Annotated in this window: 24 protein-coding genes and 1 tRNA gene; 10 read left to right on the forward strand and 15 right to left on the reverse strand. The window is 63.7% G+C overall.

Features of this window, described 5'->3' with window-relative positions:
- The first annotated feature begins 2 nt into the window (after positions 1 to 2).
- A complete protein-coding gene (locus FFS30_RS03450; RefSeq protein ID WP_137911703.1) occupies positions 3 to 380 on the forward strand; it encodes an NIPSNAP family protein in 378 nt (125 codons plus the stop codon).
- The gene (locus tag FFS30_RS03455; RefSeq protein ID WP_137911704.1) at positions 377 to 973 is read left to right on the forward strand and encodes a GNAT family protein; all 597 of its coding nucleotides are present in this window, start codon (positions 377 to 379) and stop codon (positions 971 to 973) included. The genes FFS30_RS03450 and FFS30_RS03455 overlap by 4 nt, the downstream gene beginning before the upstream one ends.
- 828 nt (positions 974 to 1,801) lie before the next feature.
- On the opposite strand, the gene FFS30_RS03460 is transcribed toward FFS30_RS03455, so the two are convergent.
- Positions 1,802 to 3,322, reverse strand: coding sequence for a glycosyl hydrolase family 39 (locus FFS30_RS03460; RefSeq protein ID WP_137911705.1), 1,521 nt, complete (start codon positions 3,320 to 3,322; stop codon positions 1,802 to 1,804).
- Positions 3,323 to 3,540: 218 nt separating this feature from the next.
- Here FFS30_RS03460 and FFS30_RS03465 point away from each other — a divergent pair, with 218 nt between their 5' ends.
- On the forward strand, positions 3,541 to 3,996 hold the full coding sequence (locus FFS30_RS03465; RefSeq protein WP_137911706.1) for a hypothetical protein: 456 nt from the start codon (positions 3,541 to 3,543) through the stop codon (positions 3,994 to 3,996).
- A gap of 104 nt (positions 3,997 to 4,100) precedes the next feature.
- On the opposite strand, the gene FFS30_RS03470 is transcribed toward FFS30_RS03465, so the two are convergent.
- Genes FFS30_RS03470 through FFS30_RS03485 form a run of 4 tightly spaced genes read right to left on the reverse strand, consistent with a single transcriptional unit; the run spans position 4,101 to position 7,583 of the window.
- Entirely contained in the window at positions 4,101 to 4,676 is a 576-nt protein-coding gene (locus FFS30_RS03470; protein ID WP_171014390.1) for a YajG family lipoprotein, read from the reverse strand.
- A 29-nt stretch (positions 4,677 to 4,705) separates the two neighbouring features.
- A complete protein-coding gene (locus FFS30_RS03475) occupies positions 4,706 to 6,139 on the reverse strand; it encodes an NAD(P)(+) transhydrogenase (Re/Si-specific) subunit beta (protein ID WP_137911707.1) in 1,434 nt (477 codons plus the stop codon).
- Positions 6,139 to 6,447, reverse strand: coding sequence for an NAD(P) transhydrogenase subunit alpha (locus FFS30_RS03480; protein WP_137911708.1), 309 nt, complete (start codon positions 6,445 to 6,447; stop codon positions 6,139 to 6,141). Before FFS30_RS03480 ends, FFS30_RS03475 begins: the two co-directional genes overlap by 1 nt.
- Positions 6,444 to 7,583, reverse strand: coding sequence for a Re/Si-specific NAD(P)(+) transhydrogenase subunit alpha (locus tag FFS30_RS03485; RefSeq protein WP_137911709.1), 1,140 nt, complete (start codon positions 7,581 to 7,583; stop codon positions 6,444 to 6,446). Before FFS30_RS03485 ends, FFS30_RS03480 begins: the two co-directional genes overlap by 4 nt.
- Positions 7,584 to 7,876: 293 nt before the next feature.
- Here FFS30_RS03485 and FFS30_RS03490 point away from each other — a divergent pair, with 293 nt between their 5' ends.
- Both FFS30_RS03490 and FFS30_RS03495 read left to right on the forward strand, forming a co-directional pair.
- Positions 7,877 to 8,446 carry a nitroreductase gene (locus tag FFS30_RS03490; protein ID WP_137911710.1) on the forward strand — a complete coding sequence of 190 codons (570 nt, stop codon included), beginning with the start codon at positions 7,877 to 7,879 and terminating at the stop codon, positions 8,444 to 8,446.
- 120 nt (positions 8,447 to 8,566) lie between these two features.
- Positions 8,567 to 9,466, forward strand: a complete 900-nt coding sequence (locus FFS30_RS03495; RefSeq protein ID WP_249352144.1) for a 5'-3' exonuclease H3TH domain-containing protein — start codon at positions 8,567 to 8,569, stop codon at positions 9,464 to 9,466.
- Between the two features lie 24 nt (positions 9,467 to 9,490).
- Here FFS30_RS03495 and FFS30_RS03500 read toward each other — a convergent pair whose 3' ends face one another.
- A complete protein-coding gene (locus FFS30_RS03500; protein ID WP_137911712.1) occupies positions 9,491 to 11,095 on the reverse strand; it encodes a hypothetical protein in 1,605 nt (534 codons plus the stop codon).
- Between the two features lie 132 nt (positions 11,096 to 11,227).
- Here FFS30_RS03500 and FFS30_RS03505 point away from each other — a divergent pair, with 132 nt between their 5' ends.
- A complete protein-coding gene (locus tag FFS30_RS03505) occupies positions 11,228 to 11,767 on the forward strand; it encodes an NUDIX hydrolase (RefSeq protein ID WP_137911713.1) in 540 nt (179 codons plus the stop codon).
- A 4-nt stretch (positions 11,768 to 11,771) separates the two neighbouring features.
- Here the strand turns inward: FFS30_RS03505 and FFS30_RS03510 are convergent, their stop codons facing one another.
- The 6 genes from FFS30_RS03510 to rsmD all read right to left on the reverse strand — a co-directional run bounded on the left by FFS30_RS03510 (position 11,772) and on the right by rsmD (position 16,328).
- Positions 11,772 to 12,482, reverse strand: coding sequence for a TMEM43 family protein (locus FFS30_RS03510; RefSeq protein ID WP_137911714.1), 711 nt, complete (start codon positions 12,480 to 12,482; stop codon positions 11,772 to 11,774).
- 31 nt (positions 12,483 to 12,513) lie between these two features.
- Positions 12,514 to 14,223 (reverse strand): gamma-glutamyltransferase, encoded by a 1,710-nt coding sequence (gene ggt, locus FFS30_RS03515; RefSeq protein ID WP_137911715.1) that lies wholly within the window; start codon positions 14,221 to 14,223, stop codon positions 12,514 to 12,516.
- Positions 14,216 to 14,494 (reverse strand): YfhL family 4Fe-4S dicluster ferredoxin, encoded by a 279-nt coding sequence (locus FFS30_RS03520; protein ID WP_137911716.1) that lies wholly within the window; start codon positions 14,492 to 14,494, stop codon positions 14,216 to 14,218. Before FFS30_RS03520 ends, ggt begins: the two co-directional genes overlap by 8 nt.
- 106 nt (positions 14,495 to 14,600) lie before the next feature.
- Entirely contained in the window at positions 14,601 to 15,149 is a 549-nt protein-coding gene (locus FFS30_RS03525) for a hypothetical protein (protein ID WP_137911717.1), read from the reverse strand.
- A gap of 35 nt (positions 15,150 to 15,184) precedes the next feature.
- Positions 15,185 to 15,697, reverse strand: coding sequence for a pantetheine-phosphate adenylyltransferase (gene coaD, locus FFS30_RS03530; RefSeq protein ID WP_137911718.1), 513 nt, complete (start codon positions 15,695 to 15,697; stop codon positions 15,185 to 15,187).
- A gap of 25 nt (positions 15,698 to 15,722) precedes the next feature.
- Complete coding sequence (gene rsmD / locus FFS30_RS03535; protein WP_137911719.1) at positions 15,723 to 16,328, reverse strand: 16S rRNA (guanine(966)-N(2))-methyltransferase RsmD; 606 nt, start codon at positions 16,326 to 16,328, stop codon at positions 15,723 to 15,725.
- A gap of 65 nt (positions 16,329 to 16,393) precedes the next feature.
- Between rsmD and ftsY the strand changes: the two genes are divergently transcribed.
- The 3 genes from ftsY to FFS30_RS03550 all read left to right on the forward strand — a co-directional run bounded on the left by ftsY (position 16,394) and on the right by FFS30_RS03550 (position 18,990).
- On the forward strand, positions 16,394 to 17,551 hold the full coding sequence (gene ftsY / locus FFS30_RS03540) for a signal recognition particle-docking protein FtsY (protein ID WP_137911720.1): 1,158 nt from the start codon (positions 16,394 to 16,396) through the stop codon (positions 17,549 to 17,551).
- Positions 17,548 to 18,630 carry an A/G-specific adenine glycosylase gene (mutY, locus tag FFS30_RS03545; protein ID WP_137911721.1) on the forward strand — a complete coding sequence of 361 codons (1,083 nt, stop codon included), beginning with the start codon at positions 17,548 to 17,550 and terminating at the stop codon, positions 18,628 to 18,630. The genes ftsY and mutY overlap by 4 nt, the downstream gene beginning before the upstream one ends.
- Positions 18,631 to 18,714: 84 nt before the next feature.
- The gene (locus FFS30_RS03550; protein WP_137911722.1) at positions 18,715 to 18,990 is read left to right on the forward strand and encodes an oxidative damage protection protein; all 276 of its coding nucleotides are present in this window, start codon (positions 18,715 to 18,717) and stop codon (positions 18,988 to 18,990) included.
- A 196-nt stretch (positions 18,991 to 19,186) separates the two neighbouring features.
- On the opposite strand, the gene FFS30_RS03555 is transcribed toward FFS30_RS03550, so the two are convergent.
- Both FFS30_RS03555 and FFS30_RS03560 read right to left on the reverse strand, forming a co-directional pair.
- Positions 19,187 to 20,428 (reverse strand): NAD(P)/FAD-dependent oxidoreductase, encoded by a 1,242-nt coding sequence (locus FFS30_RS03555; RefSeq protein WP_137911723.1) that lies wholly within the window; start codon positions 20,426 to 20,428, stop codon positions 19,187 to 19,189.
- A gap of 117 nt (positions 20,429 to 20,545) precedes the next feature.
- Complete coding sequence (locus tag FFS30_RS03560; RefSeq protein WP_137911724.1) at positions 20,546 to 20,962, reverse strand: DUF6491 family protein; 417 nt, start codon at positions 20,960 to 20,962, stop codon at positions 20,546 to 20,548.
- Positions 20,963 to 21,176: 214 nt separating this feature from the next.
- Here FFS30_RS03560 and FFS30_RS03565 point away from each other — a divergent pair.
- A tRNA-Phe gene (locus tag FFS30_RS03565) sits at positions 21,177 to 21,252 on the forward strand.
- A gap of 68 nt (positions 21,253 to 21,320) precedes the next feature.
- On the opposite strand, the gene FFS30_RS03570 is transcribed toward FFS30_RS03565, so the two are convergent.
- Positions 21,321 to 22,850: an alpha/beta hydrolase-fold protein gene (locus FFS30_RS03570; RefSeq protein ID WP_171014391.1), complete on the reverse strand. Its 1,530-nt coding sequence runs from the start codon at positions 22,848 to 22,850 to the stop codon at positions 21,321 to 21,323.
- Positions 22,851 to 22,953 lie beyond the last annotated feature (103 nt).

The raw sequence follows: 22,953 nt of genomic DNA on the forward strand, positions 1-22,953 counted from the left end.
GCATGCCGACCTCTGCCGGGAAACGTTTGATCGAAGTTCGCTCCTACAAACTCAAGCCCGGCGCGGCGGCCGAGTTCGACCGCCTTATCGTCGGCACCGCGCTGCCGATGCTGCGCACAGCCGGCATGGACGTGGTCGCCTGCGGCGCCTCCGCGCACGAAGCGGACACTTATTATTTGATTCGCGCCTACGCCGATCTGGCCGATCTCAATGCCCAGCAGGATGCGTTCTACGGTTCCGATGCCTGGCGCAAAGGCCCGCGCGAAGCGGTGCTGGCCTGCATCGATCATTTCCTCAACACCGTGCTTTGGTTGTCACCGGAAGGCGTCGATGACCTGCGCCGATCCAATCCGACCGGCACCGCGGGAGCCGCACGATGAGCTGGCCCGCAGCCGTCACCCTTCAAGGCGAACGCGCCATCGTCGCACCACTGTCGATGGAACATCACGACGCGCTCGTCGATGTCGTCCGCGACGGCGAGCTGTGGAAACTCTGGTACACCAGGGTACCGTCGCCCGAAACGATGCGTGCCGACATCGAACGCCGCCTCGGCCTGCGCGAGCGCGGCAGCATGCTGCCCTTCGTCATCATCGACAACGCGCACAACAAGATCGTCGGCGCGACGAGCTACATGAACATCGACGCCGACAACAAGCGCGTCGAGATCGGCAGCACCTGGTATGCGCAGAGCGCACAGCGCACCGGCGTCAACACCGAGTGCAAATACCTCATGCTGCGGCATGCGTTCGAGACCCTCGATTGCATCGCCGTCGAATTCCGTACGCACCACATCAACCGCCAGAGCCGCACCGCGATCGAACGCCTCGGCGCCAAACTCGACGGCATTCTGCGCAGCCACTGGCGCCTTGCCGACGGTGCTTTGCGCGACACTTGCGTCTACAGCATCATCGCGGCGGAGTGGCCTACCGTGCGTGCGCATCTGAAGTGGCAGATGACGAAGCCTAGGTCTTGATGGCTCGGCTCCCTGCTGTTTTTTTGTAGAGCGGAGCTTCCACTCGTCCTACGGACGAGCGGCTTACTTTCTCTGCTCGTGCAGAGAAAGTAAGCAAAGAGACACGCCCCAGAACATTGCGCCCTATGGGCATCCTGCCCATAGGGTCCGCGACAACGGCCGGGTTCCGCTAATTGCACATCCGTGTGCAATAGCGAAATCGGCGCGATCCATCGCGCCGACCCTAGCGGGCCTTATCGTCCGCTGCCGCCGCAATGTAATGGGGACCCGGTGAAGCAGAGCAGCGCGCATCGTGCGCGCCAAAGCAAAGCGAGAAGCAGACTCTCCGCGCTCGGCTCTGTCTTTTTTCTCTTGATTTGTCTTTTGATCTCGGGTCCCCGTCAGCCGCGGCGAGGGCAGGACGGATTCGCCCGTTAGGGTCGCGCGCAGGATGCGCGCGAGTTCGCGAATGGACATGGATGTCCATCGAGCGAACCCCGGCATGACCTCGCGCACCCGTAGCGCGTAGCGCGAAGGGCGCGGCTCCCGGGGCGGCGTTTCTTTGGTTACTTTCTTGTCGCTGCTGACAAGAAAGTGACCCGCTCGTCCAAAGGACGAGTGGAAGCCTTGCTCTTAAATCAACACAATCAAAAGCAAAGGCGCTGGATTCCCGCTAGAAGCACGCGGGAATGACAAGCAAGAGCACGAGCTGGATTCCTGCTTCCGCAGGAATGACGAGCAGAGGCGAGAGCTGGATGACCAGCCCTACGGCTGTTGAAAGCCCTGCTTTCGCAGGAATGACGACCAAAAGAGCGAAAAACTGGGCGCGACGAATCGCGCCCCGCCAAGTCATTTAACTTCGACGAGCGCCAAACCCTGCGGAGGCAAGGTGATCGTCAACGTCCCATCCTTGATCGCCACCGACTCGGGCGCCGGCAACATCGCGGCTTCGCGCAGCGCTTTGATTTGCGCCTGGGTCGGATTGCGCGGCGAACCCATCTTCTCGTAGGCCGGCCTGAGGTCGCCGTGATCGCGGTCGACTCGCGAAACCTGCGCGGTCTGCGCTTTTGAGTTCTTGAGCTTGAGGGTCAACGTGATCGGTTCGCTCTTCGCTTTGTCGGCTTTATCAGCGTCCTGATCGAGCCCGCTCGGTGCGTAGTTCCACGCGGCGACGATGAGTGTGCCGTCCTTGCTGCGCGTCGCGAGTACCTGCTCGGACTGCAGCGGAATGCGCTCGTCCCCGAGCTTGTGCAGCAGCTTGAACGCGTTGAATGCGGGCTTGGGCAGGTTGTGTGCAGCAATCAGGCCGAAGCCGCCGTAGAGCGGCGTCTTCACCACGCCCTGCTCTTCGAACACGTCCGAGAACGACCAGTACGACATGATGTCGACGAGGCCGTCGCACTGCGCGATCGTCGACGCCATCCACGGGCCCATGTAGGTCGAGTCGGTCACCGGCGGCGTATTGTCGTAGGCTGCGTTGAACTCGCTCCAGATCAGCGGCGTATTCGGCGCCGCCGATTTCTTGATCTCGTCGTGCACCTTCTTCACCGCCCGGCAGACCATCTTACTGCGCGGAATCGCTTCGTTCGTGCCGAACACGTTGTCCGCGGTGTCGTTGCCGTAGACATGGGTCGAGGCGAAATCGAACGGGATATTCTTTTCCTTGCAATGCTTGATGAACTCGGCGACCCACGCCGCCTGCGCGGTCGACGGACCGCCGACGCGCAGGCGCTTGTCGACCGACTTGAGTGCGAGCGCGGTGTGGTCGTATAGATTCCAGTAAGTCTTCTGCGGCGGGAACCCGGCCCAGAAGCCGATATTCGGCTCGTTCCAGACTTCGAAGTACCAGCTCGCGACCTCGTCGATGCCGTAGCGCTCGATCAGATGCTTGGCGAACGCGACCATGAACGCATCCCACTTCGCGTAGTCCTTCGGCTCGGAGATGTTCGGCCGGTACCAGAACGGATGCCAGAACTCGGCGCTGGCGAGCTTCTTCGGCATAAACGAAAGTTCGACGAAGGGCTTCACGCCGCGCGCGAGCAGGCCGTCGTAGATTTCGTCGACGTAAGACCAGTTGTAAACCGCGTTGCCCTGCGCGTCTTCGTCGTAGACGCCGTTCTCGTCGTGGAAGATGCCGTGGAAGCGCACGTACTTCGTGTCAGTGATCGCCTTCACTTCCTCGAGATCGCGGCGATAGGCGTCGCGCAGGGCGAGGTTCGCGCGGCCCGAACCGAAGCTCGCCTCCCAGAAATGCGGGAACGGCCGCGCCTTTGCCGCGGCGTCGATCTCAACAGTCTGCGCGAACAAGGCCGGCGACACAGCGGCCAGCGCGAGGAACAACAGACGCGACTTCAACTTGGAACGGTGCATGGATACCTCCCCGGAATTCTGATTATGGATGTGCTCGCCAGCCGGCACTCGGCGACCGCGATGGCGGCTAGGTTAACAGCTAATCCCAACCATGAAAACGTTTACATTCGCGTCACAGCAATGCTTTGCAAATAGCGTGACCGGACGCCGGTTTCGCCGCGCACCCGCGCCGCGGTGTTCGCTGAGATAATGCGCGCGACCTCAGAACGAAGCCCGTCATGCCGGAAATCCAACCCACTGTCCGCCCGAACCCCACCGCCTCGCCAAGCGCATTCGCCATCCTTGTCTCGGCCCTGCTCGGTGGCCTCGCTGGCGGCGTTGCATGGTGCTTCGTTTCATTGCCGCTGCCGTGGTTCGCGACGTACGGGATCGTGGCGATCGGCGTCGCCCTCGCCGCGTTCTCGCGCTGGCAGGGTTATCGCGGCGTCGCCGCGATTGTCTGCACCGTATTCGCGATCCTGATCGCCTTCGTTTACGCGCAATACCTGTTCGGCGCCGTGCGCATCGCCGATTCGCTCGGCATGCCGTTGCGCGAAGCCTTGTTCAAGGCTGGCTTTGATCTCACCAGCAGCGTCGCCTGGGCGAATTTGCGCATCGACGACTGGGCGGCGCTTGCGGTCGCGATTGTGACCGGATCTGTGGTGGCTGCGATTGGTTCGCGCCGGCCGCACTGAAAAAAATAGGCACGGCTATATGCTTCTCGCCGCGCCCATTTTTATCGGGCTTGCACCCGCTCACCCCAATCTTGGCAAGGCAATGCGCCCCTCAAAATCTCTCGCTATTCTGCGAGACAGCGTAGCATCTTGTCGTCGCTGACCAGCTTGTTGACGGAATCTGCAACTGCCTGCGAGACATACTTGTCGTTCGCTTCGCCCGTCGGCACCACCTGAAGACTGGTTTCAAATACGCCGTTATACATTTCCTCGTAGTCGGTCCCCTTGCTTGATTTGCAAGCTCCCTTCAAGGAAAACTCGTCACGCAAGGTACCCGACCAGAATCCCATGATGTTCTTCGAACTCAGATTACGGATTTCCACTCGAAGTTGGGCTGCCCCGTCGCCTGTATTGGACGCAGAAAAATTGCGCTGACTCAAACCCGACAGGACGGCTCCCGAGACGATGTTAACTAGGTCGCCTTCCACTGTCATATCGGCACCTGCACCTCCGACGCCGCGCTGACCGATTACTTTGGAAGGCCTCTCATCGCGAACCGATAGTTGAACCCCCTTGCCACCACCATTGATCGTGGCCGAAGACTTCACGTCCGGATGTATCTTCACCGCCTGAGACTGAAACGCGCACCCCGAACAAATCGAAACAACTGCCGACAAAGCGGCAACCTTTCCTAGCCTCACTTTCTTCCCCTGTTGGTTGTTGAAAATCCTTAGTGCCCACCGCCCCCATCGACCGCCTTGAGCCCCGCGATCAACTTGTTCGCAGCGTCCTGGCCGTCCGCGTAGAGCATGCGCGTGTTGTCCTGGTAGAACAGCGCGTTCTCGATGCCGGCGAAGCCGGTGCCCTTGCCGCGCTTGATCACGATGACCTGCTTGGCGTTGGCGACGTCGAGAATCGGCATGCCGTAGATCGGCGATGATTTGTCGGTTTTCGCGACCGGATTGACCACGTCGTTCGCGCCGATCACGATCGCGACGTCGCAGTTCGGGAATTCCGGATTGATGTCGTCCATGTCGGCGATCAGGTCGTAAGGCACGCCGGCTTCGGCGAGCAGCACGTTCATGTGGCCGGGCATGCGGCCCGCGACGGGGTGGATCGCGAACTTCACGCTCTTGCCGCGATCGATCAGGTTCTTCGATAGCTCCCAGATCTTGTGCTGGGCCTGCGCCACGGCCATGCCGTAACCCGGCACGATGATGACGTTGTCGGCCATGTAGAGCAGCGATGCCGCATCGTCGGCTTCGATCGGCTTGAGCGAACCCTTGATGTCCTGTGCGCTGCCACCGCCGCCGCCGAAGTTGGAGAACAGCACGTTGCTGATCGAGCGGTTCATTGCCTTGGCCATCAGCCGCGTCAGCAAGGTGCCCGCGGCACCGACCACGGTACCGGCAATGATCAGCGCGATATTGCCCTGCACGTAGCCCTCGAAGCCGACCGCCAGGCCGGTGAACGCGTTGTAGAGTGAGATCACGACCGGCATGTCGGCGCCGCCGATCGGCAGGGTCATCAGCACACCGAAGGTCAAGGCGAGCGCGAAGAACAGCACGACCCACTGGGTTTCGAGATGCCACACGGCGTACAGGCCGATCAGCGCCGCGGCGAGGAAGCAGGCGCCGTTGACGACCTGCTGACCGCTGAAGCGGAAAGTCTTGTCCATACGCCCGTCGAGCTTGGCCCAGGCGATGACCGAGCCGGTCAGCGAGATCGAGCCGATCAAGGCGCCGATCACCGCAAGCAAAGCCTGCGTCATCGTCAGGGCGTGCTCGGGATTGTTCGACATCGCCGCGTCGAGCAGCACGCTCGCACCGATCGCCGCCGCCGAGCCGCCGCCCATGCCGTTGTACAGCGCGACCATCTGCGGCATGTCGGTCATCGCGACCTTCTTGCCCCAGACCCAGGCGATCGCGGTCGACAATGCGATCGCAACGAAGATCAGCGCCGCGTTCTCGATCAGAACATGGCCCGGCTTGCCGCTATGGAAAAAGGTGGCGACGACCGCGACGAGCACGCCGATGCCGGCCCACTGGATGCCGCTGCGCGCGGTCACCGGCGAGGACATGCGCTTGATGCCGAGGATCAGCAGCACCGCGGCGACGAAGTAGCTCGCCTGGATCAGGAACGAAACGATCTGCGCGGTTTGCATCACTTGTTCTCCCCGCCCGCCGCCGGCTTCTTCGACGACTTGAACATTTCGAGCATGCGCTCGGTGACCACGTAGCCGCCGGCCGCGTTGCCCGCGCCGAGGAACACGCCGATGAAGCCGATGATCTGCTGCAGCGGCGTCGTCGCTTCGCCGAGCGCGATCATCGCGCCGACGAGCACGATGCCATGAACGAAGTTCGAGCCCGACATCAGCGGCGTATGCAGGATCACCGGCACGCGCGAGATGATCTCGTGGCCGGTGAACGCGGCAAGCATGAACAGGTACAGGGCGAGAAATCCGTCGATCATGACTGCACTCCTTCTACCAGTTGCTTGGTCGGCTCGTGTTTGATTTCGCCTGCATGGGTGACGCAGGTTTTGGCGATCAACTCGTCGGTCCAGTCGAGGTTGAGGTCGCCGTCCTTGCCGATCGACAGTTCGAGGAAGTTGTAGAGGTTCTTCGCGTACAGCTCGCTCGCGTGGATCGGCGCGGTCGCGGCGAGATTGACCGGGCCGATGATGGTCACGCCGTTGTCGGTCACGATGGTCTTGCCGGCTTCGGTCAGTTCGCAGTTGCCGCCGGTCTCCGCGGCGATGTCGACGATGACCGAACCGGGTTTCATGCCCTTGACCATGTCCGCGGTGATGATGCGCGGCGCCTTGCGCCCCGGCACCGCCGCAGTGGTGACGATCACGTCGACGCCCTTGATGTGCTCGGCCAGCGCGGCCTGCTGCTGGGCGCGTTCCTCCGCACTGAGCTCGCGCGCATAGCCGCCGGCTCCGGCGGCGCTGACACCGAGTTCGACGTATTTGGCGCCGAGCGACTGGATCTGCTCCTTGGTCTCGGGGCGCACGTCGAAGCCTTCGACCTGGGCGCCGAGGCGGCGCGCGGTCGCGATCGCCTGCAGGCCGGCCACGCCGGCGCCGACGATCAGCGCCTTCGACGGCCGCACCGTGCCGGCCGCGGTCGTCAGCATCGGGAAAAATTTCGGGCTCGCCTCGGCCGCAATCAGCACGGCCTTGTAGCCGGCGATGTTGGCCTGCGAGGACAGCACGTCCATCGCCTGCGCACGCGTGGTGCGCGGCAGGAGTTCCATCGCGAAACTGGTGATCTTCGCGTCGCGCAGCGCTTTGATTCGCTCCGGCGCGAGATGCGGCTGCAGATAGCCGATCGTCACCGTGCCGGGCTTGAGCGCGGCGATTTCTTCGAGCGTCGGCGGCTGTACGGTCAGCAGCACATCGGCCTTGGCCAGCGCGGCGTGCGCATCGGCAGCGATTTCGACGTCCTTGTAGGTCGCATCGGGAAAGCTCGCCAGCGTACCGGCACCGTGCTCGATCACGAGATTGACCTGCTTGGCCTTCAGCTTCTTCGCCACGTCCGGCGTCAACGCGACGCGGCGCTCGCCCGGCACGGTCTCGCGTACCGTGCTGATCGTGATGCTCATGCGCAAATCCCCGATGGGTACTGAAACCCAATCCTAGCCGAGCTTCGCCGCGCGCGCCAATGGGCGCCGCGAAGATCGCGGCGCCAACGACAGAGAGAAATGCCGCCCGCAATCGAGCGGCCTAGCGCCTGGGCGCAGAGCAGACTCCCTATTGATCTCGGACTCCGCAATTCGCCGACGGGCGGTCCGCGCGGTTCCCGAGCCTCTGCGCAGGCACGCCTTTGGCGAAACCGTTTCCGCCGTAATCGCGGCGCGATGCTATTCTGCGACGCCCAGTTGGTTTTCCTATCCGTATGTCCGCACTCGATTTTCTGAATAGCCGTCTATCCGTCCCTTCACGCCAGCTCGGCGAGCCGGCGCCGTCTGCCGAGCAACTCGAACAACTGCTGACCGCGGCACTGCGCGCACCCGATCACGGCAAACTGATGCCAACGCGCCTGCTGCTGATTCGCGGCGAAACGCGCGCGAAACTCGGCGAGGCCCTCGCCGCGATCCATCGCCGCATCGAACCCGACGCACCCGAAGCCGCTTTCGACAAAGACCGCGAACGCTACAACTTCGCGCCGCTGATCGTCTGCGTGATCGCACGCGTGGACGAGGCGCACAAGAAAGTCCCGGCGCAGGAACAAATCCTGTCCACGGGCAGCGTCGCCTACAACCTGCTACTCGGCGCACAGGCGCTCGGCTACGGCGCGCAATGGCTGACCGGCTGGGCGGCGTACGACCGCGACGCCGCGTCGCTGCTCGGCTTGGCTGCCGACGAACACGTGATCGGTTTCGTTCACATCGGCACCGCGCAGAGGCCTGCGGTCGACGGGCCGCGGCCGGTGCTTGCGGATGTCGTCAGTGAATTGAAGTTATAGAGGAAGCGGTAAGCGGTAAGCGGTAAGCGGTAAAGAGCATAATGCACGCGATGGCAGAAGGCTCTTGGCTCTTCCCGCTCACCACTCACCGCTCACTTCTCACCGCTCATGCTCCAAACCATGCAAACCGTCCACCTGATCGATTCGAGCCTCTACGTCTTCCGCGCCTGGCATTCGCTGCCCGACGAATTCCATGACGTCGACGGTGCGCCGGTCAATGCGGTGCAAGGCTACACGCGCTTTCTCTGCGACTTCCTCGAGCGCGTGCGGCCGACGCACGTGCTCGCCGCGTTCGACGAATCGCTGGTCTCATCGTTTCGCAACGGCATCTATCCGGAGTACAAGGCCAACCGCGAGCTGCCGCCGCCGGAGCTGAAAGTGCAGTTCGCCTACTGCAAACAGGTCGCCGCCGCGCTCGGATTGACCGTGCTGGCCGACGAGCAGTACGAAGCCGACGATTTGATCGGCAGCGCGGTCGAGATGTCGCGCAAGGAAAATTTCCGCAGCGTGATCGTTTCCGCCGACAAGGATTTCGGCCAGCTAGTCGGCCTGCACGACGAACAGTGGGACTTCTCGAAGAACGAGCGCTGGGATGCCCAGGGCGTCAAACAGCGCCTCGGCGTGCGGCCGGATCAGGTCGTCGACTATCTCGCCCTGACCGGCGACGCGGTCGACAATATTCCGGGCGTGCCGGGCGTAGGCCCAAAGACCGCCGCGACCCTGCTCGCGCATTTCGGTACGCTCGACGCCCTGCTGACGCGCATCGAGGAAGTGCCCTATCTGCGCCTGCGCGGTGCTGCCCAGGTCTACGCGAAGATCAAGGCCCATCGCGACCAGGCGCTGCTCTCGCAGCGCCTGTCAGCGATCGTACTGGATGCGCCGATTCCCGACCGCGTCGAGGCACTGCGCTGGCGCATCCCCGACCACACCGCGCTCGACGCGCTGTTCGACCGGCTGCGCTTCGGCCCGCTCACGCGGTCGCGTTGCCGGCAGCTCGTGCCAGCGGCCGCGGCCGCTTAAGCGGCGCGCGGCAACAGGCTCCCGTTAGGGATTTCCCTGCGCGGGCGGAGCCGGCTGCTGCGTCTTGGTCGCGTCGTCGTCGGACTGCGGCACGACGCCTTTGGGCGGAGTCGTGCGCATTTTCTGCAGCTCCTCCGGGGTGATTTTGCGCGGCGGCGCCATCTGCGGCAGCTTCTTGTCCCAGGCATAGCGCATGTTGGTGCGGAAGATATGCACCGGCTCGAGCTTGGCCGCATCGGTCAGCACGCCGAGGTCGTTGTAGAGCGCCTTCTGGCTATTGGCGATGAAGTACAGATCGTTGCCCGACACGGCACCGACCGTCGGCAGCCCGAACGCCTCTTGTGCCGCATCGAGCGGCTGCGCATCGACAATGCTGCGGCCGTCGTCGGACAGTTTGAAGCGCATCACGCGCTTCGGCGTAATGTCGTTCTGGATCGCGACGAGGGTGCCGTCGTACCAGACCAGGCCGTCGATACCGCCTAGCGTCATGCGGTCCTGATTGTAGTTGAGCGAGAACGGCTTGCCCTGAGCCAGATCGATACCGAACAGGCCGAGCGCAACGTCGGCGAAATACAGCGTACGACCATCGCCCGACACGGCGATGCCGCGGATGCCGCTCAGCGCGGGATTGCCGGCGACCAGCTTCAACTCTCCGCCATCGTACTTGTAGATCTGCTCAACAACGCCGTCGGCGACGTAAACCTTGCCCTTCGCGTCAACCGTGATGCTCGACAGGATGTGCCTGCCGTCCTCTACGGGCAGCAGTGCCTTACGCACAAACTTTCCGCTCGACAGCGCGAATTCGTACACGCCCGCCTTGCCGGCAAGGTCCGCACTGAAGTGGTCGAAATGAGCCACGCCGTTGCTGATCGCATACACGCGATCATGCTCGGCATCGACTGCGAGACCGAACACGGCCATCAAACCATTCGCCTCATCGGCCTTGATGAATTCCTTCACGCCGCCCTTGCCGTCGGCAAGGTAGATTCCACCGTCGCGTACGCTGCCCACGAGAAATTGCTTGCGCTTCGGATCCCACGCGATCGACTCGAACAGACTGTCACCCTTGGGCAGATCGAAAGCCACCTTGCCTTCGCCGAACGGCTTGTTGTTGTTCTCGAAGGTCTGCACGATGTAGTCCCATACCTTCGTGCCGTGCGCACCGTCGAAGCGCGGATCCTTCGCGATGTCGTAGTAGTAGCCCTGATTAATCAGGCGCAGCAGCGTGTCATAGGTCGGCGTCTTCTCGTCCGATCCGGCGTAAGCCATCGCAAGCTGCAGACGCAAATTGCCGGAATTGGGAAACAGTTGAGTCAGACGTTCGAGCGTCCAGATGAACCGCTCCGGCTCGCCCGCTTCGGCATAAATCTGGCCGAGCTTGCCCAACGAATTCGGATCACGCGACTGCATGATCTCTTCTTTCGTCAGCGCCTTCGCCTTGTTGATTATTTCGGCCTTCGCCGCTTCCTCCGGCGTCTGCGGCTTGGCCGGCTGTTCGGCCGCAGCCTGCTGCGCAGGCGCGGCGGCGGCCGGGGCCGGCGCGGCTTCCTTGGCCGGATCCGAGCCGGGCTGGTTCGAACAGGCGCCGAGGGCAAACGCAATAATCAGGGAATAGTATTTTGTTTTCATAAGTATCTTGATAAAAGCGATCGGAGGCTGGGCGGCGAGCGCACGGCGGCGAAGCCGGAACCGCGCTGAGACCGTACGGCGGCGGCGAAGTTCGTCGCAGAACCGCTAAAAATGTCCGGAGAACTGCACAAGATGACGCAAACCGAAGTCCTTTGCAACGGCCGCTGGCTGCGCCTGCTCAAGCGCGGGCGCTGGGAATACGCCGAGCGCACCAACCCCGGCGGCGCCGTCATCATCGTGGCGGTCACAGATCGGGACTGCATTCTCTTCGTCGAGCAGTGGCGCGAAGCGATCCGCAGCAAGACCATCGAGATGCCCGCCGGCCTGGTCGGCGACGTCGCCGGCGGCCACGATGAATCCGCCGCGATCGCCGCCGAACGCGAGCTGCTCGAGGAAACCGGCTATCGCGCAGCGCGCATCGAATATCTGATGGAAGGACCGTCGTCCTCGGGCATGAGCAACGAGATCATCGCCTTCGTGCGCGCCTACGGGCTCGTGCGCGAGCACGCGGGCGGCGGCGACCACACCGAGGACATCGTCGTGCACGAAGTCCCGCGCAGCGAGGCGCCGCGCTGGCTGCTGAAGAAAATGCGCGAAGGCTACTCGATCGATCCGAAGCTGTTCGCCGGCCTGTATTTCCTCGAGCACGGCGAAGCCCTGTTCCGCGAATAGCGGACTACTTCAGTTCGAGCTTGTTGCCGCGGCGTACGCCGGAAAGCTCGACCTCGCCCGCGGGCACGACGCGGTAGCGCACGCGCACCGTGCCGACCTGCGGATGCGCGGCGTCGCCGCCCGCATAGAGGGCCCCGTTGACGACGCTGAACGTCGCTTCGAGATTGGGCGGCAGCGCACTCGCCTTGACCGGAAAGTCGACCGCGACCTGCCCGTCGAGCAGCTTCGGATCGACGATCAGATCGCCGAGACGGATTTCGCCCGCGACGAAGCGCGCATCGGCGAACGGCGTCGGCGGATTCTGATGTCCGGCTTGCACGCGGAATTTGCTCGAATCGACATGGCCCGACGACCAGGACGCCTCGTACGCGCACGAACCGCCGGTCAGTTCGCAGCGCTCGTGCCATTGATACATCTCGACCACGCGCAACAGGATCGGCGCGTCGGCGGCAACGCCGAGCTGGGCATCGCGCGCCGGCCGGCGGACCGACAGCTTGCCATTCACCTTGGCCGGCGTCGGCACTGCGTCGGGATTCGCCTGTGGCGTGCCGGTATTCTGCGGCGGCAGCGGCAGTTCCTTGCTGACGGACGATACGACCGACTGCATGCGCGCGCGGTGCTGCCATGCCCAGACCGCGGCGATGATCAGCAGGATCAATACGACGATCGCCGCGATCCTGCCTGGTGAAACCGTTTGTTTGCGTTTGCGCGGCATATCGATGGCCCGTCGAAGTTTCCGAACGGCGCTACTTTACTTCCGCGCCGCCCGAGGTCTGGCGCGGATCGGTGCCGGCGTGCAGATTGCCGGTCTTGCGGTCCCAGCTCACCGCGTTCATGAAGCCCCAGGTGCGCTCGGATTCGCTGACCTTGTGCCCCATCGCCTCAAGCGCCTTCACCTCGTCGGCGGTGAAAGCGTTCTTCTCGGCCGAGATCACATCGGGCATGTACTGATGGTGATAACGCCGGTTGCCGACGAATTTCTCCGGCGTCTCGCCGTCGATAAAAGCAAGGATGCCTTCGAGCACCATCGTGATGATGCGGCTGCCGCCCGGCGTGCCGATCACGCCGACGCGCTCATCGCCGACAACGAAGCTCGGCGACATCGACGACAGCGGCCGGCGGCCCGCGGCCGGCGCGTTCGCATCGGTGCCGACCACGCCATAGACGTTCGGCTTGCCGGCGACGAGGGCGAAGTCGTCCATCTCGTCGTTGAGCAGGAAGCCCGTGCCCGGAACGACCATGCCGGAACCGAATACGAAGTTCACCGTCTGCGTCGCCGAAACGCGGTTGCCGTCCTTGTCGATGATCGAGAAATGCGTCGTGTGCGGCCCCTGCGGCGGCGTCATGTACGGCGGCAGCAGATCGCTCGGCGTCGCCTTCTCGGGATGAATCGTCGCGCGCAAGCCGGCGGCATAGAGCGGACTCGACAGTTCGTTGAGCGGCATCTTGACGAAATCGGGATCGCCGAGATATTGCGCGCGGTCGCGATAAGCGCGGCGCATCGCTTCGACGGTCAGATGCACGCGATGCGCGCGATCGAGCTTGCCGAGATCGTAGCCCGAGAGAATATTGAGCATTTCCTGGATCGCGATGCCGCCCGACGACGGCGGCGGCGCGGTGACGATGCGCCAAGTCTGGGCGGTGCCCGCGGGGCGGTAGTCGAACGAAATCGGCTCGCGCTCCTTGACCTTGTAGCTGGCAAGATCTTCAAGCGACCAGCGGCCACCGTTCTTCTTCACGTCGTCGACCAGCCGCTGCGCAAACTCGCCGCGATAGAAGCCGTCGAAGCCTTTGTTCGCGATCAGTTCCAGCGTGACGGCGACGTCGGGATTCTTGAAAACCCAGCCGGCCTTCGGCACGTCGCCGTTCGGCAGGAACAGCGCCTTCGACGCGGCATAGCGCTCGAAGATTTCCTTGCGATAGCCGGCCTCGTCGGCAAAACGCTTGTCGATCGCGAAGCCCTCTCGTGCAATGCGGATCGCCGGAGCCATCGACTTCGCCAGCGGCAATTTGCCGTAGTGCTCGGCCAGCCAGATCAGCCCTGCGGGCTCGCCCGGAATCGCGGCCGACAACGGTCCGTTGAGCGAATGGTCTTTGTCGAGATCGCCGTTGGCGGCGAGATAGTCTTTCGGATCGACCGCGGCCGGCGCGGTCTCGCGCGCATCGATGAAGAAGTCCTTGCCGTCGCTTGCCCGATGCAGCAGGAACATGCCGCCGCCGCCGATGCCGGAGCTTTGCGGCTCGACGACCGAGAGCGCAGCCGCGACCGCGACGGCCGCGTCGAAAGCGTTGCCGCCCTGCGCGAGCGCCTCGAAGCCGGCCGCGGTCGCAAGCTTGTGCGCACTGGCGATCGCCGCGTGGCCCGGCTTCGCTGGCGAAGCGGGCTCAACAGCCGACGCGCCCGAGACGGCGACGAGCAGCGCAAGAGCAAAAACACACAGGTGTCGGTTACGCATCGTTCGCCTCCAGCTTGTTCGTTTGATCTGCGGTCAGCGCACGGTATTTTTCAAGCAGGATTTCCTGCGATTCCGCATGCTCGGGATCGACGATGATGCATTCGACCGGGCACACGTCGACGCACTGCGGCGTGTCGTAGTGGCCGACGCATTCGGTGCAGCGCGAGGGCGCGATCTCGTAGATGAGCTCGCCCAGCGAGATCGCCTGGTTCGGACAGACCGGCTCGCAGACGTCGCAGTTGACGCAGGTATCGAGAATTTTCAGTGACAAGAAAAACTTCACGCGCGGCCGTGCCGCGCGTCCTCACTTCGGCCGTCATCGCTGACAGCAAGAGCATAAGGCGGCCGTCCGTGGCCGCGATATCGGCGGGATCGAATTACTTCAGTTCGACAAAGTAATAAGTCGCACCGGTGCGTTCGATCGCCGGCTTGACGCGCTCGGAGTCGGCAGTCGAGCCGATGAACAGGATGAACACGCCCTTGAACGAACCGTCCTTCGCGTCTTTGAACGCGTCGACCGTCGTGTCGGCCGTGTAGGTCGAGTTCGGACCGCCGAAGGCCATGAACGCACCCGGCAGCACGCCGCGCTGCACCGTCGTCTGGATGTTGTCGAGACCGTTCTGACGATCGGCCTTGGCCGCATCGTCGTCGCCGGCCGGGATGTAGTAGACGTACGGATGGTTGGTCTTCACCGTCGACGAGTTTTCGCGCAGGAACTTGGTGACGACCGCCTTGAAGTACGGCGCCCAGGCTGCCTTGTCGATCGTGTCCTTCGGAATCACCAGCGCTGCGGTTTCCTTGGCCAGCGCTGCAGCCTTGGCGGCGTCCTCGGCAGCCTTGGCCTTCTCCTCCTCGCTCGGCCCGCAGGCGGCGAGCAGCAGCACGGCGGCGAGCGCTGCGATCATGCGAAAAGTGTACTTTTTCATTTTATCTCCCGTTGCTTTGCTTACGATGAAAATTCTCAGGCGTGGCCCCAGCGCTTGCGCAGCGCGTGCTGCACCGCTGGGTGGACGAAGCCGGATACGTCGCCGCCGAGGCGCGCGATTTCGCGCACCAGCGAGGACGAGATGAAACTGTACTGCTCCGCGGGCGTGAGGAACAAGGTTTCCGCGCGCGGAATCAGATGCCGGTTCATGCTCGCGAGCTGGAATTCGTACTCGAAGTCCGACACCGCGCGCAGGCCGCGCAGGATCACGCCGGCGCCGGCTTCCTCGACGAAATGCGCGAGCAGCGACGAGAAGCCGCGCACCTCGACGTTGGCGATCCCGGCGAGCGCCTCGCGCGCGAGCGCGATGCGCTCGTCGAGGCTGAAACCGGGGCCTTTGTTCGGACTCTCGGCGACGGCGACGATGATGCGCTCGAACACCGGCGACGCACGCAGAGCCAGATCGACATGCCCGTTGGTAATCGGGTCGAACGTGCCCGGATAGATCGCGATGCGCGCGCGCTCCGCGGGGATGCTGTGGTTCGACATGAATCGCGTCCGGCGTTGGAAAGCGTCAACTGCGCGTTAGCTTAGCCGATCGGCGATACAGCGCATAGCGCACCGCGCCGGCGCGGTTCTCGCGATGCAACTGCCAGCTCGGCGGCGGCTCGGGCGGCCGCTCGAACGGCGATTCGACGTAGATCAGGGCGTGCGCCGACAGCCACGCATTTGCTTCGAGCCGTCGCGCCGATTCGTCCCATAGATCGAGCGCGAACGGCGGGTCGAGGAAGACGAGATCGTAGGCGCGCGACGGCGATTCGGCCAGCACGGACAGCGCGTCGGCATTGCGCACGCTGGCGGTTTCCTGCTTGAGCCGCGCCAGATTCTCGCGCAGCGTCTGCGCCAGGCGCACATCGCGCTCGACGAAATCGACCTCGGCCGCGCCGCGCGACAGCGCCTCGATGCCGAGCGCACCGGTGCCGGCATAAAGATCGAGGCAACGCGCACCATCGATGAAAGGCATCAGCCAGTTGAACAGGGTCTCGCGCACGCGGTCGGGCGTCGGCCGCAGACCTTCAACATCGGCCACGGCGAGCTTCGATCCGCGCAGACTGCCGCCGACGATGCGCAGCTTGCCGGCCGTCGCAAGCGGGCCGCGGGCACTTGATGCGCGCTTCATCGACCCAAAATCCCTGGCGGCGCGAGTGGTAGCATGGCGTCATTGTCTTTCAATTCGTGGCGAAGATGTTCAAGTTCTGGAAGAAAAAACCTACCGAAGGAGATCGGGACCCGGCCCTCGAAACTCGCAATCCGGACACCGGCAAAGAGGCCGAAGAAACGAAAATCGGTTCGGATGGCGAGGACAGCGGATCGTCAGACGTGGATGCGATCGAAATTCCAGCGCCGATTGAGCCCGCCGGTTCCGAGCTTGTCGTTGCGAATGCCGATTCCCTACCCTCGAATCCCGTCAAGAAGACTTGGCGCGAGCGTCTCGCCGGCAGCATATTCAACCGCAGCATCGGCAGCCTGTTCGCGCGCAAGCCGAAGCTCGACGATGCGCTGCTCGACGAACTCGAAACCGCGCTGCTCGGCGCCGACGTCGGCGTGACCGCGACGACGGCACTCGTCGAAGGCCTGCGCAAGCGCATGGCGAAGCGCGAATTCGCCGATGCCGATGCCATGCTCGCGGCGCTGCGCGGCGAACTCGTCGAGTTGCTCGTGCCGGTCGCGCAGCCGCTGCGCATCGATGCAACGAAACAGCCTTTCGTGATCCTGATGGTCGGCGTCAACGGCGTCGGCAAGACTACGACGATCGGCAAACTCGCGCGCCGCTTCCAGACCCAGGGCCACGGCGTCGTGCTCGCCGCGGGCGACACCTTCCGCGCCGCCGCGGTCGAGCAGTTGAAGACCTGGGGCGAGCGCAACGGAGTCGCCGTGATCGCACAGGGTTCGGGCGCCGATTCGGCCAGCGTGATCTTCGACGCGCTGCAATCCGCGCGCTCGAAACAGCTCGATATCCTGATCGCCGACACGGCCGGGCGCCTGCATACGCAGTCCGGACTGATGGACGAACTCGCCAAGATCCGCCGCGTGCTCGGCAAACTCGACACCGAGGCGCCACACGAAGTGCTGCTCGTGATCGACGGCACGACGGGCCAGAACGCGGTCAATCAGACGCGTCAGTTCCGCGCCGCGATCGGCGTCACCGGCCTCGTCGTCACCAAGCTCGACGGCAGCGCCAAGGGTGGCGTGGTGTTCGCGCTGGCCAAAGAATTCGGCCTGCCGATCCGCTACGTCGGCCTCGGCGAAACCGCCGAGGATCTGCGCGAATTCGAGCCCGCCGCATTCGTCGACGCGCTGCTGCCGGCGAGTCTCGGCAGCGGCGACGCCGCGATGCCGTGAGCGACGACTTCGCCCCGCGCCTGCTGCGCTGGTTCGATGCGCACGGCCGTCACGACCTGCCCTGGCAGCATCCGCGTACGCCGTACCGCGTCTGGTTGTCGGAAATCATGCTGCAGCAGACCCAGGTCGCGACCGTCGTTCCGTACTTTCTGCGCTTTGTGGAAAAGTTGCAAAGTATAAAAGAGCTGGCCGCGGCATCCGAGGACGAGGTATTCTCGCTCTGGTCGGGACTGGGCTACTACAGCCGCGCACGCAATCTGCATCGCGCAGCGCGGATCTGCAACGACATTCACGGCGGCGACTTGCCGGACGATTTCGACGCGTTGATCGCGCTGCCCGGCATCGGCCGCTCGACCGCGGGTGCGATCCTCGCCCAGGCTTACGGTCGCCGTCGCGCCATTCTCGACGGCAACGTCAAGCGCGTGCTCGCGCGCTTTCACGGCGTCGCGGGCTGGCCCGGCGAAAAGGCCACAGAGAATCGTCTCTGGCAATTCGCCGAGGCACACACACCAAGTGAACGCGTCGCCGATTACACACAGGCGATCATGGATCTCGGCGCCGGCGTATGCGCGCGCGCGAAACCGCGCTGCGGGAATTGTCCGCTGCACCCCGACTGCGCGGCGTATCGCGACGGCCTCACCGCCGCGTTGCCCGCACGCAAGCCGGCGAAAGCGCGACCCACACGCAGCACTGTCATGCTCGTACTGCGCGATACGCAAGGCCGCCTGCTGCTCGAGCGTCGCGGGCCTAGCGGCGTCTGGGCCGGCCTATGGAGTCTGCCCGAAGCGGCGAGCGAAACCGCAGCACGTGATGCCGTGGCGCATATTCGCCGGCTCGATGCGGACGCGATCGTCTTCAGCGCGTTACCGCCGTTCGTACACGGTTTCAGCCACTACCAGCTCGACGTGACGCCGCTCGCGTTCGACGTCGAATTCGCGCACGCGGTCGGCGACGGCGACGACCGGCGCTGGCTGCATCCGCACGAGGCCGCCGCACTCGGCCTGCCCGCGCCCGTGCGCAAGCTGATCGAATCGCTGCCGCGACATCGCTCCGAAGGCGCGCCTTCGGACAGCCGATAAACGGCTGTCGCGATCTTCTGCAAGAATATTGAAAGAACATCCGATCCCCGCCTGCGCGGGAACAAGAAAAATCCAGGAACCGCCATGTCCCGCACCGTTTTCTGCAGCAAACTGCAACGCGAAGCCGAAGGGCTCACTTATGCGCCTTATCCCGGCGAACTCGGCAAGCGCATCTTCGAGCACGTGTCGAAGGAAGCCTGGTCGCAATGGCTCGGCCACCAGACCATGCTGATCAACGAGAACCGCCTCTCGCCGCTCGATCCGAAGGCGCGCAAGTTTCTCGAAGGCGAAATGGAAAAGTTCTTCTTCGGCGAGGGCTCGGTCGCTCCGCAGGGCTACGTGCCGCCCGACGCCACGTAGAAGCACGCCTTTCTAGCGCTTCGCGCGAAAGGCTTAGATGTTTCCGCGGGCTTCGCGCAAAAATGGGCGCCTCCGCACGCGGCGCCGCGAAGAATGGATGCCATCGCATATTTCGTGGAAAAAGCTCGTGCATTCGCGCCTTGCTTTTCGAGCCGTCACGCCGATTGACGAACGGCCGCGCGCAATAAATCGCGCCCTACGAGGGCGAGCGCACGCTCTCTTCCGCCAACGCTGCCGCCGGCCGCAAACGCCCGAACGCACCGCATTTCACCCCGGCCAGCACCTTGAGCATTTCGCCGCGTAGGATCGGCGCCCGGCCGAACGGACCGAAGAACGCATCGCGCAGGCGCGCAACAAAGTCGTGATCGGATTGGAACAAGGGCGTCAGCCAGCGACTGATGAATTGATAGATCGGCACATGCCTGCGCCGCTCGCGCGTGTAGGCGGCCAAGCCGCCTTCGACCGTCTTCTCCCCGGCGAGCGCCGCCGCGAGCGCCTGCGCGTCGAGCAGGGCCATGTTCGCTCCCTGACCGAGCTGCGGACTCATCGCGTGCGCGGCATCGCCAAGGAACACCACACGCCCGCGATAAGGGCGGCGCATCACGACGTCGCGATAGTTCGCACGCGCAAACTCGACATGGCTGCGTTTGTCGGCGAGCAGATCGGCAGCCTCGGGCCAGTAGGCGCGCACGTCGGCCTTCCACGCATCGAAGCCGGCCGCGGGCCAGTTCGCCAGAACATCGCCGCGCAAGCTCCAGAAAAAACTTACCCGATGCGCGGCTTCGTCCTCGCCCGGTAGGCGGCCTACGGGCAACACGCCGCACATGCGCCGCGCTAGTTCGTAGCGTTGGTGCAGTTGCCCGTCGAAGCGGCGCTCCGGATCGGCGCATAGGCACCAGACCGCGCCCCAGGGATAGAGGCGGTCGCGCGCTTGCGGCATGCCTTCTTTGCGCAGCGCCGAGGCGGCGCCGTCGGCCGCGACGATCAGATCGAATGGACCGTGTTCGTCTCCGCGCGTGTCGCGCAGGCTGCGTCCGTCGGTACTCGTCCCGACGATCTCGATGTCCGCCGATATTTCCCCCCTATGCACGAATGCGCTTTTCAACAATTCGAACAGAGCGCCGCGCTGCATGCCGAGACCGAACCAGTCCGCGTCGAGATCGCGATAGCGCATGTCCATCACGCTGCGCCCGTTTGCGTTGGTGCCGACGAGACGGTGCACCGGCGCACCGCAGGTCAATGCCCGATCAAGCAGGCCGAGGTCGGCGAGCACCGACAAGCCGGTCGGCTGCAGCAGGATGCCCGCTCCGGCCGGGCCGGGCGCGGGGCTGCGCTCGAATACGCGCACGCGATGACCCGATCTCGCCAGATAGATCGCCGCGGCCTGCCCCGCCGTACCGTAGCCGACGATGGCGATATTCAGTTCTTGCACGCTCATGCGCGCAAGAATGACATAGGCTCGCAGTCTTTCGCGCGGCGCTTCGATCCACGCCGCCGGTCTGCGATCACAAACGATCCGATCGGCAGGCTCGGTGGAACTGCAACTGCAGCCCGATCAGGACTTCGTCTTGTCCTCGCCGCGCCCTTGCTTGAGCATCGCCGCATAATCGATCGGCCGGATCTGCTCGATCTTGCAGCTCTCTCCCGATGCGGTGACGAAATCGAAAGCACGGCTGACGACATGGCGCTGGTTGGACGTCACTCCGATCGCCTTGGCCCACTGCAGCTTCGTGCACGGCTGCGCGACGCTCAACAGATAGGCGTTCTTGACCGTCGACCAGACCACGACCTTGTCCGACCCGACCAGCTCCCATTGATACAGCGACCAGAACGGAAATTCATCGACCGGCGCGCCGGCGAACTGCAGATAGCGATCGAGATTGCGCTGCTGCGTCTCGCGCGTCTGCGCCTGCACGTGCGTCGTGGCGAGCGCTGCGAGAGCGAGTGCGAAGAGGAAAAGTCCGCGTCTCATGGCATGTCTCCTGCGATTGCCGTCGGAAATTCAGACGTTCCGAGGCGCGACGGCGTCGCGCTCCGCGTCGTCGCTATAATCGCGCAGAAAAGCCGACCTTGCTGGGAAATCGTGGCCGGTCCGCCTCACCGGCTTGACGCGGCGCCATTCACCGGGTCTAATACGCGACCTTCCGCGCCGCCCCTCCGGGCCGCGCACGCAGATTCTGCACTCCGGCCAGGTAGCTCAGTTGGTAGAGCAGGGGACTGAAAATCCCCGTGTCGGCGGTTCGATTCCGTCCCTGGCCACCATTCCTAGATTCATTCCCGCCCGCATCAATCGCTTCGACGCATGAAGCGGGCTGCCGAACGGTTGTGATTCAGTTCTTCGCATCAGCCGCCAGCTCAAACACCCTGCTCTTCCACCACCGCGGATCTTCGTCCTTGTAGCGAAAGACGACCAGGTTTACGTCGGCCTTTTTCTCGACGTGATCGAATTCGACGCGCACGGAGTGCGTGCCCGCGCGCAGCGGCACGATGAACGCCTGTTGGCGATGGCCGTGGGTGCCGTCGTGGTCGATCAGTGTCTTGCCCGAGACGGTGACGCGCATTTTCCCGGGCGAGACGGCGTCGAAAACGTAGTAGCCGTCGGCAGCGACTTCGAAATTGCGCTCGGCGGAACCTGCGAAGCGGTCGCGGCCTGCTTCGATGAAATCGAGCTTCTGCTTGGCCTCGCCATTCTTGAACAGCTTGGCTCGTTTGAGATTCGGCCATGCGTCGTCCGCATAATAGGCGTAACGCCAGAGATCCTCCTTTGCGTCCGCTGCCCGCTGCACCGGCGATAAAGCATTGCCGAATTTCAAATTGTGCGGGATATCCTGATCGAACACGCCGCGGTTCGAGACGAGCCGAATTTTCGTCCGGTCCGGATCGGCGATCGAGAGCGTGCCGTCGATTTTCGGCGACGACGCATTCGGTGCCGAACCGTCGGTCGTGTAGCGCACGTCGGAACGCTCGCCATTGACGACGAGGGACACCGGTTTGCCCTTGAGCACGATGCCGGCCATCGGCGCCATTTCAATCTTGTCGGGCGAGTAGCCCTGATAGGCGAACTTGAGCGCATCGTAGGTGCCCTTGAGCTTGAGCGAATCGTGCGTCTCGTCGGGATACGTGGTGACCTCCCAAGACAGACCGTGCGGTGCTTTGCTCTTGAAGATCGGCTCAACCGTCGACATGCCCATGTCCTCGAACGCGCGCCCGCTACGCGCAGCCACATAGATCGCCTTGCCCTCTACCGGCAGCTCGGGCAGCTTCACCTCGATCAGCTTGTCGAGCGCATGCTCGCCCCACCACATCGCCGGATCGAGGATCAGATAACCGTCGAACAGCGCGGGTTCGTGGGTCAGCGCATAGAACGCGAATACGCCGCCGTAAGAATGGCCGTGCAGCAGGTTCGTTCCATTTGCCGGATAGTGCGCGCCGACATAGGGGATCAGCTCGGTCTTGAGGAAGGCCAGAAAATCCCGCGCGCTGCCCGGCTTGGGTTTGCCGTCCTGCATATGCGGCAAGAAATTGTTATCGCGGCTGCTGCGGCCCTTGGCATCGATGAAGTTCGGCACGCTGACCACGATTACCGGCGGCATGCGTCCGACCTGGCGCATAAAGGTGATCGTGTTGACGACCATCTGTGTATTCCAATCGCCGTCGAGCACGTAAATCGTCTCGAAGCGCGCCTTCGCGTCCTTCTCTGCCTCCTGCGGCAGATAGATCTCGATCGCGCGCTTCTGCGCGAGGACGACCGAGTCGACCGCATCGGCCTTCGGTGCCAGGAATTGCGCCTGTATCGGCGCGCAAACCGAGACCAGCAAGCACAGTGCGAGCATTCGCAGCAATGGATTGCGCAAGAACATGGCCATCCTTCCCCGGCAGAGTCAGCGACGGAATGCGATTTAAGCAGATTCCTTTCGCCTGGGCGCGTGCCGGAAGTCGGCGGTTATCATGGGGCGGTGAACG

The sequence above is a fragment of the Rudaea sp. 3F27F6 genome (genome assembly GCF_005503555.1).
In the GTDB taxonomy this organism is placed as follows: domain Bacteria; phylum Pseudomonadota; class Gammaproteobacteria; order Xanthomonadales; family Rhodanobacteraceae; genus Rudaea.